The organism is Sphingobacterium sp. LZ7M1, assembly GCF_024296865.1.
GTDB lineage: Bacteria > Bacteroidota > Bacteroidia > Sphingobacteriales > Sphingobacteriaceae > Sphingobacterium.
The window spans coordinates 232,305-245,613 of record NZ_CP101134.1 but is presented as its reverse complement, the minus strand read 5'-3'; the positions used below and the strand labels follow the sequence as shown (position 1 = coordinate 245,613).

Annotated in this window: 15 protein-coding genes; 7 read left to right on the top strand and 8 right to left on the bottom strand. The window is 41.3% G+C overall.

Translation table 11 applies throughout. The annotated features are described in order from the left end of the window. The first annotated feature begins 47 nt into the window (after positions 1 to 47). A complete protein-coding gene (locus NMK93_RS01050; protein WP_254526624.1) occupies positions 48 to 980 on the top strand; it encodes a GDP-L-fucose synthase in 933 nt (310 codons plus the stop codon). Positions 981 to 986: 6 nt separating this feature from the next. Here the strand turns inward: NMK93_RS01050 and NMK93_RS01045 are convergent, their stop codons facing one another. The 3 genes from NMK93_RS01045 to NMK93_RS01035 form a co-directional block, all read right to left on the bottom strand. Beyond that, positions 987 to 1,547 carry a hypothetical protein gene (locus tag NMK93_RS01045; RefSeq protein ID WP_254526625.1) on the bottom strand — a complete coding sequence of 187 codons (561 nt, stop codon included), beginning with the start codon at positions 1,545 to 1,547 and terminating at the stop codon, positions 987 to 989. A 7-nt stretch (positions 1,548 to 1,554) separates the two neighbouring features. Then, entirely contained in the window at positions 1,555 to 2,001 is a 447-nt protein-coding gene (locus NMK93_RS01040; RefSeq protein ID WP_185212945.1) for a hypothetical protein, read from the bottom strand. Between the two features lie 97 nt (positions 2,002 to 2,098). Then, positions 2,099 to 2,368, bottom strand: a complete 270-nt coding sequence (locus NMK93_RS01035; protein WP_093101163.1) for a YtxH domain-containing protein — start codon at positions 2,366 to 2,368, stop codon at positions 2,099 to 2,101. A gap of 229 nt (positions 2,369 to 2,597) precedes the next feature. Here NMK93_RS01035 and NMK93_RS01030 point away from each other — a divergent pair, with 229 nt between their 5' ends. Then, positions 2,598 to 4,136 carry a YifB family Mg chelatase-like AAA ATPase gene (locus NMK93_RS01030; RefSeq protein ID WP_254526626.1) on the top strand — a complete coding sequence of 513 codons (1,539 nt, stop codon included), beginning with the start codon at positions 2,598 to 2,600 and terminating at the stop codon, positions 4,134 to 4,136. 11 nt (positions 4,137 to 4,147) lie between these two features. Here NMK93_RS01030 and NMK93_RS01025 read toward each other — a convergent pair whose 3' ends face one another. Continuing rightward, positions 4,148 to 4,570, bottom strand: a complete 423-nt coding sequence (locus NMK93_RS01025; RefSeq protein ID WP_254526627.1) for an SRPBCC domain-containing protein — start codon at positions 4,568 to 4,570, stop codon at positions 4,148 to 4,150. 123 nt (positions 4,571 to 4,693) lie between these two features. On the opposite strand from NMK93_RS01025, the gene NMK93_RS01020 reads away from it, so the two are divergent. Continuing rightward, positions 4,694 to 5,095 (top strand): VOC family protein, encoded by a 402-nt coding sequence (locus tag NMK93_RS01020; protein ID WP_254526628.1) that lies wholly within the window; start codon positions 4,694 to 4,696, stop codon positions 5,093 to 5,095. 9 nt (positions 5,096 to 5,104) lie between these two features. Here the strand turns inward: NMK93_RS01020 and NMK93_RS01015 are convergent, their stop codons facing one another. From NMK93_RS01015 to rsfS, 4 genes are read right to left on the bottom strand one after another with little or no spacing between them, the layout of a single operon-like run. Continuing rightward, positions 5,105 to 5,734 carry a rhomboid family intramembrane serine protease gene (locus NMK93_RS01015; RefSeq protein ID WP_185212942.1) on the bottom strand — a complete coding sequence of 210 codons (630 nt, stop codon included), beginning with the start codon at positions 5,732 to 5,734 and terminating at the stop codon, positions 5,105 to 5,107. After that, the gene (locus NMK93_RS01010; RefSeq protein ID WP_254526629.1) at positions 5,735 to 6,382 is read right to left on the bottom strand and encodes an LUD domain-containing protein; all 648 of its coding nucleotides are present in this window, start codon (positions 6,380 to 6,382) and stop codon (positions 5,735 to 5,737) included. 55 nt (positions 6,383 to 6,437) lie between these two features. Then, positions 6,438 to 8,510: an ATP-dependent zinc metalloprotease FtsH gene (ftsH, locus tag NMK93_RS01005; RefSeq protein WP_254526630.1), complete on the bottom strand. Its 2,073-nt coding sequence runs from the start codon at positions 8,508 to 8,510 to the stop codon at positions 6,438 to 6,440. Between the two features lie 33 nt (positions 8,511 to 8,543). Beyond that, complete coding sequence (rsfS, locus tag NMK93_RS01000; protein ID WP_093101305.1) at positions 8,544 to 8,918, bottom strand: ribosome silencing factor; 375 nt, start codon at positions 8,916 to 8,918, stop codon at positions 8,544 to 8,546. A 61-nt stretch (positions 8,919 to 8,979) separates the two neighbouring features. Here rsfS and NMK93_RS00995 point away from each other — a divergent pair, with 61 nt between their 5' ends. The 4 genes from NMK93_RS00995 to pfkA all read left to right on the top strand — a co-directional run bounded on the left by NMK93_RS00995 (position 8,980) and on the right by pfkA (position 13,134). Next, positions 8,980 to 9,759 (top strand): biotin--[acetyl-CoA-carboxylase] ligase, encoded by a 780-nt coding sequence (locus tag NMK93_RS00995; protein WP_254526631.1) that lies wholly within the window; start codon positions 8,980 to 8,982, stop codon positions 9,757 to 9,759. Positions 9,760 to 9,856: 97 nt separating this feature from the next. Next, positions 9,857 to 10,309: a protein-disulfide reductase DsbD domain-containing protein gene (locus NMK93_RS00990; RefSeq protein ID WP_185212938.1), complete on the top strand. Its 453-nt coding sequence runs from the start codon at positions 9,857 to 9,859 to the stop codon at positions 10,307 to 10,309. 76 nt (positions 10,310 to 10,385) lie between these two features. Next, positions 10,386 to 12,107, top strand: a complete 1,722-nt coding sequence (locus NMK93_RS00985; RefSeq protein ID WP_254526632.1) for a protein-disulfide reductase DsbD — start codon at positions 10,386 to 10,388, stop codon at positions 12,105 to 12,107. Positions 12,108 to 12,159: 52 nt separating this feature from the next. Continuing rightward, a complete protein-coding gene (gene pfkA / locus NMK93_RS00980) occupies positions 12,160 to 13,134 on the top strand; it encodes a 6-phosphofructokinase (RefSeq protein WP_185212936.1) in 975 nt (324 codons plus the stop codon). Positions 13,135 to 13,309 lie beyond the last annotated feature (175 nt).

Below are 13,309 nucleotides of genomic sequence, written 5' to 3'. Positions count from 1 at the left end.
AATTAAGTCGCAAAATTAACCTTATATTTGTATAAATAATACTTCAGGTGGAAAAACAAGCGAAAATTTACGTAGCAGGGCATAGAGGTATGGTCGGATCGGCTATTTACCGCAAGTTAAAAGAGTTAGGTTTTGAAAATATCATAGTTAGGACTTCCAAGGAATTGGACCTTCGTGACCAACAGGCCGTTAAAGAATTCTTTGAAACTGAAAAACCCGAGTATGTTTTCCTTGCAGCTGCCAAAGTTGGAGGCATCATGGCCAATAATGTCTATAGAGCTGATTTTATCTATGAGAACTTAGCCATCCAAAACAATGTCATCCATTATTCCCATGAAAATGATGTCAAAAAGCTGATGTTCCTTGGCTCGAGCTGCATCTACCCAAAGATGGCTCCTCAACCTTTGAAGGAAGATTATTTATTGACCGGGACGCTTGAACCGACCAATGAGCCATACGCCATTGCCAAAATCGCGGGCATCAAAATGGTCGAATCCTATCGAATGCAGTACGATGATAATTACATCTCTGTCATGCCTACAAATCTTTACGGCATCAACGATAACTATCACCCTGAGAACTCCCATGTATTGCCGGCCTTGATCAGAAAGTTTCATGAAGCAAAGGTCAACAACAGTCCTACTGTAAATATCTGGGGGTCAGGAAAGCCTATGCGTGAGTTTATGTTTGCAGATGACTTGGCAGACGCCTGTGTATTCCTGATGGAAAACTACAATGACCTTCAGTTTGTGAATATAGGCGTAGGTGAAGACATCAGTATCCGCGAGCTTGCAGAATTGATTAAAGAGGTCGTAGGATTCCAAGGTGAACTGGAGTTCGACAGCAGCAAACCTGATGGTACTCCGAGAAAATTAATGGATGTAAGCAAATTGACCAGCTTAGGATGGAAAGCAAAGACCAGCCTGAAAGAAGGCATTAAATTAGCTTATGGGGATTTCTTGAAAAAGAATGAAGCTTAAGAGCAATTAATAGGCTTCACTGTCCTTTGGAATACCATATACATTGTCCTGAACACTTTCTTCTGCCGTAATCATTGGAGGATGATTGGGAGGGATAGGGTTCGCAGCAACGGCTTCCACTAGCTCTTCATTTTTCTTTTTCTTCTTCTTGTTTTTTGGTTTGATCAAAGAGGTTAGCTTATCGATAACCGCAGTAATCTTGCTTTGGTTCACTTGGCTTGCCACCGTTTCGGAACCGAACAGCACAAGACCTCTCTTCAACCAACCTGCATTTTTCAATAAAGTACGGTTTAACACTAAAGGAAGTCCCAATTGCAGGGTCTTGGTCAACCAATCCGCTTTGTTGTTCTTATTGGTCACTTGGCTGATTCCAGAAAACAACCCTTTTACGGTGGAAACACCAGGAACACGGTTGAAGATCATATTCGCAATACGTGCCGGAGCTTCTACCTTATGTTTCAGTAATTCGTATTGATTCAACAAAAAAGCTTCCTGCTCCTTTTTCTGTACCTTAAGGCGAGCAATCTCTGCTGTCAACTCATCAAAATTCGTAACCTTTGTTCTCATATCCTGATTAAACTCGTTCTTTTTCTTCCTTTAATTCTTCCTCAACTTCATTTACGGCTTCACGCACCTCTTCCTTGATCTCTTCGATCTCATCGTCATGATCATCGGCATCCCACTTAGACATAATGCGCTTAATGGAGATGTTCATGAACTTCTCTTCGAGCTTTGGCTCAAATGCCTTGATCAATAACAGAACAACAAAAAAGATCCCTCCTGTCGCTAAAAACCCTAAGGAATAACTCCCCAGTAATTCCCCCAAATAGAACCCTAAGGCCAGGGAAACAAAAAACACAATCAGCAATGACAATAAAACCTTACTGCCATCCACAATCAGCGAGCCCACGATCCTGGAGGATCTAGATAGCGCTTTCAGTTTAGCTAATTCAATCTGGGTCTCAATGTATTCTTTAGATTTATCGAATACTTCAGAAAACGAAAATTTTTGTTCTTCCATGCACGTAATTCCATATCATAGATTCCAAGACTATCGGGAGATAGTCCTGGAACTATTATTTAAAAATTTTTAATAATCTAAGGTTTGCTCTGTAGCACTAAGCGTGTTCTTCGATCTCTTCATCGATCGCGTCTTCTGCTTTGCCTAGCTTAGATTTTACCGCTGCAACGATTTTATCTTTAAAATCAGTCAACTGATCGAATTGTTCTTCTGCGCGTTCTTTGATTGCATCCGTTAAATCAGCTAATGATTCATTCAATTTCTCTCTAGTCTCACTTCCTTTTTCAGGTGCGAAAATAATACCTAAAACTGCACCTGCGGCTAGTCCAGCCAACAGCGCTGTTACAATTTTACCGTTATCCTTCATTTTATACTGCAATTTAGTTGTTAAACCAATTTCTATTTCATTTAATACTATTATAACAAAAAATAGACCGAATCGTTTTATTTATTAAAAATTTAGCCAATCCCGTCAATTTCAGGCTACATTACACCTATTGTAATTCAGTAAAATTTAAGAAATTGTTAGCATTAACCAAACATCATTTGTTTTATACATAATTTATTTACTTTTAGTGATATTAAATATCGTTAAAATGTTGGTAAAAACCTACTGCAGTGCTGTCTTCGGGATAAATGCAACGAGCATAACCGTGGAAGTCAATGTTACCCCAGGAATTAATTACTATATCGTCGGACTTCCTGACAACGCTGTCAAAGAAAGTATTCAAAGAGTAGAAAGCGCCATATTGTCAAATGGTTTCTATATGCCCCGGCAAAAGATCATCATCAATTTAGCTCCCGCCAACATCCGCAAAGAAGGGTCTTCCTATGACCTAGCCATTGCAATGGGCGTATTAGCAGCCTCAAGGCAAGTTATCCCTGACCGTCTTAATAAATATGTCATTCTTGGGGAATTATCTTTAGACGGAAAGATACATCCGGTTAAAGGGGTCTTATCAATCGCCCTTCAGGCAAAGCAAGATGGCTTTCATGGTATCATCTTACCCATAGAAAACGCAGAAGAAGCTGCAATTGTTGCTGGAATCGAGGTCTATGGAATAAGTTCCTTTAATGAAGCTGTACAGTTTGTACAAGGAACCCTGCCTATCATCCCCACCCTTGTAAATATCAACGATCGCTTTAAGAAGCTGATGAACAGTTACGATTTGGATTTTGCGGACGTCAAGGGTCAGGAAAACATTAAAAGGGCATTGGAAATCGCTGCTGCCGGAGGTCACAATGTCATATTGATTGGTCCTCCAGGAGCTGGAAAGACGATGCTTGCGAAAAGGTTGCCGACAATCCTACCACCATTAACCGTTGATGAATCCCTCGAGACCACCAAGATACATTCCGTTTCAGGTCAATTACCTAGCTCAACCTCTTTGATGACCATCCGTCCCTTCCGATCACCTCATCATACTATTTCCGATGTCGCACTTGTTGGCGGTGGGTCGCATCCGCAGCCTGGAGAAATCTCCTTGGCGCATAACGGGGTTTTATTCCTGGATGAATTGCCGGAGTTTAAGCGTTCTGTACTTGAAGTCATGCGTCAGCCTTTGGAATCCAGGTCTATTACCATTTCAAGGTCCAAGTTCAGCGTTGATTACCCTGCCAGCTTTATGCTGATTGCTTCCATGAATCCCTGCCCATGTGGCTTTTACAACCATCCCAGCAGACGTTGTATCTGTGGGTCTTATGCTGTACAGAAATACATCAGTAAAATTTCCGGACCTTTATTGGATAGGATAGACATCCATATTGAAGTCACCCCAGTCGAATTTAATGAACTGAGTAGCCATAAATCTGCTGAGAAAAGTGAGGATGTACGGGAAAGGGTCATCAAAGCTCGTAAAATTCAAGAACAGCGTTTTAAAAAGCAACCCAATATCCATAGTAATGCCCAGATGAGAGCTAGGAATATCCAGGAAACCTGCATTATTGACGAAGGCGGCAGACGGCTCCTTAAAATGGCGATGGAAAGGCTCAATCTCTCAGCGAGATCCTATGACCGAATCCTAAAGGTGGCTAGGACCATAGCTGACCTCGAAGGAGCTATCGAAATCAGTAATGAACATCTAGCTGAAGCCATTCAGTTAAGAAGTTTGGATAGAGAAAATTGGACGGGCTAGGCCAATCCAGCCTACCCCTTTAGATTCCCTTCCGCAAAAGCCTTAAACTTGTCCAAAACGGATTGACAAAACTCTTGTTGCAATCTTAGTTCGGTATTTTCTTCTGGTTCAAATTGCTCTATGACAGTAGTATCCCCGTCCTGCTCCGTGAAATGCACTGTCGACTTCCGGCCATTCACCTGCAAGAGCTCAATCCGATCAAATGGAATGACCAAAGTATAGCCGCCCTTATAATTAAATCCTTCCGAACCATCTTTTTTTTCCATTCTGAAATCAAAAGTCCCACCTGTTCGCATGTCATTGATTACCTTGGGACAATGCCAATCCTGGAATGGAACGTTCCATATCTTTACATACTCCTCTTTTGTCCACAGCTCCCAAACTTTCTCCTTACTCCCTTTTACCTTTACCTTAGCTTCCAATGTATCTTTCATAGCTTCTTTTATTTAATGATCTAATTTATCAGATTAATCCTTTCTAAAACTTGCCCTATGACAAGAATTTAGGATAGTGAAAAACGAAAAATCCTCCCATGTGTTCCTAAATAAAACATAACCATGAATCCAAAACTTATATGGGCAAATTATAGTGTTAAGTCCGCAAAACGCACGCATGAATTCTATAGCAGGCTAGGCTTTGTATCCAATACCCCTCCCAAAAGCACGGACCTTAAATTGGCCAGCTTCTTTTTTGGAGAGAACAATTTTGTCATACATTTTTTCGAGGATGGGACCGGTCAAATTGACAAATATATCCCATCAGGAACCAATACCGATGGTATTATTTTTACACTTTCGGCTGATACGGAGAAAGAAGTACAGGAATTCGAAGGGATGGTAAAGGAGGCTGGCGGACAGATTATCCAACCGCTTATAAGAGATGAAAACAACTATTATGGATTTGCATTCTCAGATCCTGATGGGCACAAGTTTAATGTCCTATTGATGGACAACATGTAAAAGAAACCCTTAGAACTGTGCTATAAAATGTTTAATGATCCAAGGATAGGCAATTATGGTAAACAGCAATCCCGTTAGAGCCCCAAACAAGTGAGCATCATGGTTGATTCCATCGTTAGAATTCTTGGAAGCCCAGATACAATATCCCAAATACACAAAAGCGAAAATATAGGCTGGCATTGGAATAATCATAAAGATACCAAGCATCATCTTTGGATTGAAGAGAATATAACTGAACAGCACGGCACTGATTGCGCCAGATGCTCCCAGGCTATGGTAGCCATAATTATCTTTTTGGCGAATGACCGTAGGGATATCGCTCAAGATCAATGATATAATATAGAGCAAGGCGAATAATAAGTGCCCCATAGGACCACTGATTTCTACAAAGATCTGCTCAAGTCCAAATCCAAAGTAATAGAAGGTGATCATATTAAAGATCAGGTGCATCCAATCCTTATGGATCAATCCACTGGTCAGGATCAGGTACCATTTACTTTTATCTCGAGAAACCGAATAGGGATGTAACATCAGTTTTCCAAACCACTGCGGATTAGAAAAGACATAAATACTTAAACCGATAGTAAGGGCAAAAATCAAACTAGCCACAGGAGTAGCGGTAAGGGAATGTAGTATCATCTAAAAACGGTCTTCTAGTAAAAATAAATAGAGCTCTTTAGGTCCATGTGCGCCTAACACCAATCTCTTCTCGATATCAGCGGTTCGACTTGGCCCTGTAATGGTGGTAATCATGGTTGGTAGTTCATCGCCATACTTTTCCTTGATTTGAGCCATGGCATGTTTAACATCCATAACCAATTGGGAAGTCCTGGCAATGACAATATGTACTGGAGGGTATACGCTCAGTCTACGGCCTGACTCTGATGCATTGGAGATCATGATGCTTCCATTTCTGGCAATCAAAGACTCACAGGTAGTGATACTTGCTTCAATTTCATCCAAAGCCTGCTGCGACTTCCGGAAAGGGAATCCGTATTGATCCAACATCTGTTGAAGCGGCTTCTCCCAAACAAAGATCTTACTGATATTGATCTTTTCCACCAGGATAATCAGGTTTTCGATCAGGTTGATTTCCCCATCGCAGTAAATAAATTTACCGGACATCTGGGTGAATTCCCTAGCAAAAGTCACATCCAATGAATCTTCCTCATCTTTGTACAAAGCCGTTTCTTCAAACATAGGATGAGGGTTCTCCCTTTTTTGAAGAAGTGCCTGCCGAATTTTCTTCAGCATTTTCTCTTTCGCTGTCGTATTCCTGATATTCATAATATAAAAACAAACAGGACTGAAAGTCCTGTCTGTTACTTTATTTTAATAATTTTTATTCTGAATCTAATTGTTTCGGCTCCTCGTTAGACGATTGAACTTCTTCTCTATCGGTTGTAGGAATCGGCAAATCAGTCTGTGGAACCCCACCACCATCAGCACCGCCATTGACAAACTCGTCATAAGTCGTTTTATTGCTGAAAGGGCGTTTTCCTAAGATCTCTTCCAAATCAGTCTGGAACAAGATCTCTTTCTCCAATAGTTTCTCAGCAATCTTCACCAAGCCATCTTGTTTATCCAACAACAACTGCTTCGTTCTGTCGTAAACTTCGGAGATCAATACCCTTACTTCATCATCGATCAGCTCAGCTGTTTGATCCGAATAAGGTTTCTGGAATTGGCTATCGCCAGAACTGTCCCTGAAAGAAACATTACCTACCTTATGGTTCATACCATAGACCGCAGTCATGGCATAGGCCAATTTAGTAATACGTTCCAAGTCGTTCTGCGCACCGGTACTGATTCTACCAAATGTGATATCCTCAGCAACACGACCACCCATGGTCATACACATACTGTCAATCAATTGCTCGGTAGTGTATAGGAACTGTTCTTTTGGAAGGTACTGTGCATATCCTAACGCAGCAACACCGCGAGGAACGATAGATACCTTAACCAAAGGATCTGCGTGTTCCAAGAACCAACCTGCGATCGCATGTCCAGCCTCGTGGTAAGCCACGATTTTCTTCTCTTCAGGAGAGATAATCTTATTCTTTTTCTCCAGACCACCGATAACACGGTCAATCGCATCTTGGAAGTCTTGCATTTCAATTGCTTTTTTGTTCTTACGTGCAGCGATCAAAGCGGCCTCATTACAAACGTTGGCAATTTCAGCACCTGCGAATCCAGGAGTCTGCGCCGATAATTTCTTCGCATCTACCTCTTCGGCAAGTTTCAATGGTTTCAAGTGAACATTAAAGATCTGTTCACGACCTATCAAGTCTGGTTTGTCGATAGAGATCTGTCTATCGAAACGTCCCGGACGCAATAAAGCCGAGTCCAATACATCCAGACGGTTGGTTGCAGCAAGGATAATAACCCCTACGTTGGTACCGAAACCATCCATTTCCACCAATAATTGGTTCAATGTATTCTCACGTTCATCATTCCCACCCATAATGGAATTCTTTCCACGGGCCCTACCAATTGCATCAATCTCATCAATAAAGATGATACATGGAGCCTTTTCCTTCGCCTGTTTGAACAAGTCGCGTACACGAGATGCACCTACTCCGACAAACATTTCTACGAAGTCTGAACCTGACAAGGAGAAGAAAGGTACTTGTGCTTCACCGGCTACTGCTTTCGCCAATAAAGTCTTACCTGTTCCCGGAGGGCCTACCAATAAGGCTCCCTTCGGAATCTTACCTCCCAAATCAGTATATTTTTTAGGATTCTTTAGGAAATCCACGATCTCCATCACCTCTTCCTTAGCCTCTTCTAATCCGGCTACATCATTAAAGGTGATATTGATCTGCGATTCTTTGTCAAACAATTGGGCTTTGGATTTACCAATATTAAAAATGGCACCTCCACCAGCTCCTGCTCCACCGTTCATACGGCGCATCAGGAAGATCCAAATCACAACAATGATCAGCAATGGCAACATGAATGAAATAAACCATCCTGCCCATGGATTGGTTCTATCTTCATAGGTCACACCAATTTTTGGTTGACCAACTGCCAAACTGTCTTGAGAAGCTTTTAACTTCTGCTCAAGAATCTCTGCTGATGGTTCTGTAAATTGAAATTGGGGTCCTGTCGAATTAGAAAAAGATAGGTTGTTAGGACTACTGGAAATGTTTTTGTATTTCTCTTGGTCTAATCTATCGCTTTTTATATAAACTTCGACATCGATCAGGTCATTGCTTTTATAGGCAACGAGCTTTTCAACATCCCCAGGGATAAGCATGGTTTGTTCGAACTCCTTGTAGGTAATTTTCTTCGATGACTCTCCACTAAACAAGTATTGAAGTCCAAAAAACCCTACGATCATCGCAATCCAAAGCCAGATCATATTAAATTTCGGTGGCATTGGCGTAATCTTCTTACTCGGAACTTTCTTCATTTATTACTCTTATTCTACGTTTCACAACAATTATTATGCGCTCTGGTATTTGCTCATGTGCGCATCCCCCCACAGGTCCTCTATCCTATAATGCTCCCGCTTATCTGTTTTAAAGATATGAACTACTACATCGATAAAATCAAGCAGAATCCATTCGCCGTTGCCCTGGCCTTCTTTATGCCATGGGTCTTGGCCAAATGCTTTATAAACTTCATCTTCAACGCTCTTGGCTATCGCGTTTACTTGAACCGTAGAATCAGCATGGCAGATTACAAAATAGTCAGACAAGGTGCCGTTCACCTCTCGCATATCCATCCTCACGATTTCGTTGCCTTTTTTCTCCTGCATCCCATGGATCACCACATCTGCTAGCTTCTCTGACAACAAAGATTTTTTGTTTTTACTCATTAAGATTTATTATACTTTTGACTAATAAATTGTTTCAAACTATTTTTTAATATAATATCTTTTGCAAAATAACACATTTTCGGGAGAATCACTACGCCAAACACTAATTGTTTTGGACGAGATCGGCTCTACCAATGATTATTTGAAATCTCAATTGTCAAATTTCAAGCCACTAGCCGAATGGACTGCCATTATGGCAAAAAACCAGACCCAAGGCCGTGGTCAACGCGATAACTCTTGGTTATCCGAACCAAACAGCAATATCACCTTCAGTTTCGTCCTGTACCCAACCTTCCTAAATCTTCAAAAACACTTCATACTGAACATGTTAATCAGCCTGGGAATAGTCGATTGGCTAAAATCCCTTTCGGTCAAGGCCAGTATCAAATGGCCAAATGATATCATGTTAGGAGATAAAAAGGTAACAGGAATCTTAATAGAAAACAGCAGCAATAGCCGTGAAATCAAGCAGTCAGTAATAGGCATCGGCGTGAATGTCAACCAAAAGCAATTTTTTGGCGAGCTCATGGACAGCGCCAGTTCTATATTTAATGAGACCGGGCTTTTTATTCCTGACCTAAAAACAGCATGTATTAACCTCTTGTTACAAATTCAGCAAAGAGTGGAAGAGTATCGATCCAATAAGATAACAGATGCGGATCTATTGCAAACATATAACCAACAGCTATTCAGACGGGGAGAGCCCGCAAAATATGCCGCCCATAATCAGGTTTTTGAGGCCACCTTACTCAGGGTGGAAGAAAACGGCGGATTAATCCTGAATGTCGAAGATGAAGAGCGTCGTTATTATTTCAAGGAAGTTGTATTTATAATGCAATAAAATCATTACATCTACATTAAATATTGGAGATAATACTAACTTTGAATTAAACTTTATGGACATAAATTAGTCATACATAAGAATAAAACGGTTATTTATGAAAAAAATAAATCTATTAATTGCATTTTTAGTGTTTGCCGTATCTGGGACATTTGCTCAGGTGGTAAACCCTGTAAAATGGTCAGTAGGCTTTAAGAAACTTCCTAACAATGAAGCTGTTATCTTATTAAAAGCCAATGTAGAACAAGGCTGGCATATTTACGGATTGAACGTACCTTCCGGAGGCCCAATTTCTACTTCATTTACCTTTACTCCTGCAAATGGAGCAAAGATCACTGGAAAACCAGCAGCTAAAGAGCCAAAAACGAAGTTTGAGGACGTGTTCAAAATGAATGTCCCTTACTATAACGGAGAAGTTGTATTCCAACAAAAAGTAAAATTGGCAAACAACAAACCAACTACGGTTAAAGGTGTAGCAACATTTATGGCTTGTGATAAAGAGCGTTGTTTACCACCAGATGAGTACGAATTTGCAGTTACAATCAAGTAACAAATCAATAAAGAAAGAAACCAAAAGGCAGGATAACCCCTGCCTTTTTCTTAATTTATCCCGATAATAATCAAATATGTTTAGCTTAAAAAATGCCTTAATAGCCTTAAGTTGGCTATTTCTTATAGCAATAACTCCCCTAAAAGGAATTTCCCAAGATACACTTATCAATATTGAAGACGTTGAATTTAGCTCTGGCCAAGAAGAAAGCAGTTCGGGCGATAGCTTGATCACGGACTTTGGTGATGTAGAGTTTTCCGATGGAACCGACACTTCTGCATCTGCGACGGATAGCACAGCAGTTAGTCCAACGGTCGTATCTTCAGACGGACAATCCGAAAGCACTTCCCTATGGGGGATTTTCATCGAAGGGCTCCTAGGTGGTTTCCTGGCATTCTTGATGCCTTGTATCTTCCCGATGGTTCCTTTGACCGTTAGTTTCTTCACGAAAAAATCAGCCTCTAAATTACAGGCAGTATCCCAAGCCCTAACCTATGGCTTGTTTATCATTGTAATCTATGTGGCTTTAGGAATGCTGATTACCATCGCATTCGGTCCTGAGGCGCTTAACGCCCTTTCGACCAATGGGGTGTTCAACTTCTTCTTTTTCTTGATGCTCGTCTTCTTTGCAGCATCATTCTTTGGAGCATTTGAAATCACCTTGCCGAGCAAATTTGTCAATAAGATCGATGAAAAATCCGACAAAGGTGGTATGATCGGCTACTTCTTTATGGCAGCCAGTTTAGCCGTGGTATCCTTTTCTTGTACCGGTCCGATCATCGGAACGGTATTGGTAAATGCTGCCGTTAAAGGCGACCGCTTAGGCCCTGCCATTGCCATGTTTGGATTTTCATTCGCATTGGCGATTCCATTTGTATTGTTTGCCATGTTCCCTGCCCTATTGAAATCCATGCCCAAATCTGGCGGTTGGTTAAATAGCGTAAAGGTGGTACTTGGTTTCTTGGAATTGGCCCTGGCTTTGAAATTCCTTTCAAATGTCGACCTAGCTTACAACTGGCAATTCCTTGACCGCGAGGTATTCCTGGCATTGTGGATCGTGATCTTTGGATTGATGGGACTATACCTAATTGGAAAGATCAAGTTTGCACATGATAGCGATCTAAAATACATGTCCGTTCCGAGGACGGTCATTTCCATCCTGGTCTTTTCTTTTGTGGTCTATATGATCCCAGGCATGTGGGGAGCGCCATTGAAATCAATCGCCGCTTTCTTACCTCCCATCGGTACGCAGGATTTTGACATCTCCGCTGGAACACAAACTGGAGGAGGACATGCTATTTCAGCAGATGCCACAAGCCGTAAATATTTCAACCACTTCCATGATCGTGCTACAATCAAGGGAATGGATCCATATTATGATTACGATGAAGCATTAGCCGCAGCAAAAGCGCAGGACAAACCTTTATTGGTAGACTTTACAGGCTGGAACTGTGTAAACTGTAGAAAAATGGAAGCTGACGTATGGTCTGACCCAGGGATCAAGCAAATGATCAATGAAAACTTTATCCTTGCCGAACTTTATGTGGATGACTACGATTTGAAATTACCTGAAGCTGAACAGTTCGTTTCTGAAACTACAGGCAAGAAAATCAACACCGTCGGCAGAAAGAACACGGATTTCCAGATTTCTAAATTCAACTCAAACTCACAACCGTTATACGCAATGTTAGATAACAATGAAGAACTATTGGTTCCTACCAGTGGTGCCAACTATAACATCGAAAGCTACAGAGCATATCTGCAATCGGCAATTGATGCTTATAAGGCAAAGAAATAGGCTTTCTAACAATTTAATACACAAAAAATAAGTATTTCGGTATATTTGAACTATGAGCAACATTAACAACATCGCAGTATTGACGTCCGGAGGAGACTCCCCCGGCATGAATGCAGGAATTCGTGCAGTTATCAGAACAGGAATCTATCACGGTAAAAATATGTTTGGTATCCGTAGAGGATATGACGGAATGGTACAAGGAGATATTACTCCAATGGACGCTAAATCCGTTGCCAACATTATCCAACGTGGTGGCACCATCCTTAAAACTGCAAGAAGCGATGAATTCCGTACCGTAGAGGGTAGGAAGCAAGCTTATGAAAACCTTAAGAAACATAATATCGACGCTTTGGTCGTAATTGGTGGTGACGGTACGTTTACCGGAGCTTCCAAATTTATCGAAGAGTTTGACATTCCGATCATCGGAATGCCCGGCACGATCGACAATGACCTAAATGGTACAGATTTTACCATCGGATATGACACAGCGATCAATACGGTGGTAGAGGCTGTCGATAAAATCAGAGATACAGCAGAATCCCATGACCGTCTATTTGTCGTAGAAGTAATGGGTAGGGACTCTGGACTGATCGCTTTGCGTTCAGGTATCAGTACAGGTGCCGAAGCGGTTCTAATCCCTGAGTTGGAGGTAGATTATGATGCGATCATGAAGCGCCTTGACAAAACCAGAAAAAACAAATCTTCCCGAATTATCATTGTTGCTGAAGGGGATAAAGAGGGTGGAATGGTCGTAGCAGAAAAGATCCAAGCGAACTTTCCTGCCTACGATGTACGTCTTTCGATCTTAGGCCACATCCAGCGTGGTGGTTCACCAACCTGTATGGACCGTGTATTGGCAAGCCGCTTAGGAGTTGCTGCCGTAGAGGGGCTTATTGAAGGCCGTAAGGCTGAAATGGCAGGCTTAATCTGCGGAAACGTCCAATTTACCCCGTTCAACAAGGCCATCAAGCATATCGATAAAGTAAACGAGAATCTTACTCGTATCGTAGAGATCCTATCTCTATAAGATATGGTTCTAAAAAAATAGAGGGGTAGCTTGAACAGCTGCCCTTTCTTTTTGCACAAACCTGCAATATTTATTTACTATTCTTTTGGTCTTATTCGAGACACATTCCGAATTTTCCGAATGTGTCTCGAATAAGACCAAAGTAAAATCCGAAGCCCAATATTCATTTTTAATT

Coding starts and splice junctions, on each gene's coding strand:
- rsfS (WP_093101305.1), bottom strand. CDS start 8,918: ATGAGTAAAAACAAAAAATCTTTGTTGTCAGAGAAGCTAGCAGATGTG.
- NMK93_RS01035 (WP_093101163.1), bottom strand. CDS start 2,368: ATGAAGGATAACGGTAAAATTGTAACAGCGCTGTTGGCTGGACTAGCC.
- NMK93_RS00985 (WP_254526632.1), top strand. CDS start 10,386: ATGTTTAGCTTAAAAAATGCCTTAATAGCCTTAAGTTGGCTATTTCTT.
- NMK93_RS01010 (WP_254526629.1), bottom strand. CDS start 6,382: ATGAATATCAGGAATACGACAGCGAAAGAGAAAATGCTGAAGAAAATT.
- NMK93_RS01025 (WP_254526627.1), bottom strand. CDS start 4,570: ATGAAAGATACATTGGAAGCTAAGGTAAAGGTAAAAGGGAGTAAGGAG.
- NMK93_RS01040 (WP_185212945.1), bottom strand. CDS start 2,001: ATGGAAGAACAAAAATTTTCGTTTTCTGAAGTATTCGATAAATCTAAA.
- NMK93_RS01015 (WP_185212942.1), bottom strand. CDS start 5,734: ATGATACTACATTCCCTTACCGCTACTCCTGTGGCTAGTTTGATTTTT.
- NMK93_RS01020 (WP_254526628.1), top strand. CDS start 4,694: ATGAATCCAAAACTTATATGGGCAAATTATAGTGTTAAGTCCGCAAAA.
- NMK93_RS01045 (WP_254526625.1), bottom strand. CDS start 1,547: ATGAGAACAAAGGTTACGAATTTTGATGAGTTGACAGCAGAGATTGCT.
- NMK93_RS01030 (WP_254526626.1), top strand. CDS start 2,598: ATGTTGGTAAAAACCTACTGCAGTGCTGTCTTCGGGATAAATGCAACG.
- pfkA (WP_185212936.1), top strand. CDS start 12,160: ATGAGCAACATTAACAACATCGCAGTATTGACGTCCGGAGGAGACTCC.
- NMK93_RS00990 (WP_185212938.1), top strand. CDS start 9,857: ATGAAAAAAATAAATCTATTAATTGCATTTTTAGTGTTTGCCGTATCT.
- ftsH (WP_254526630.1), bottom strand. CDS start 8,510: ATGAAGAAAGTTCCGAGTAAGAAGATTACGCCAATGCCACCGAAATTT.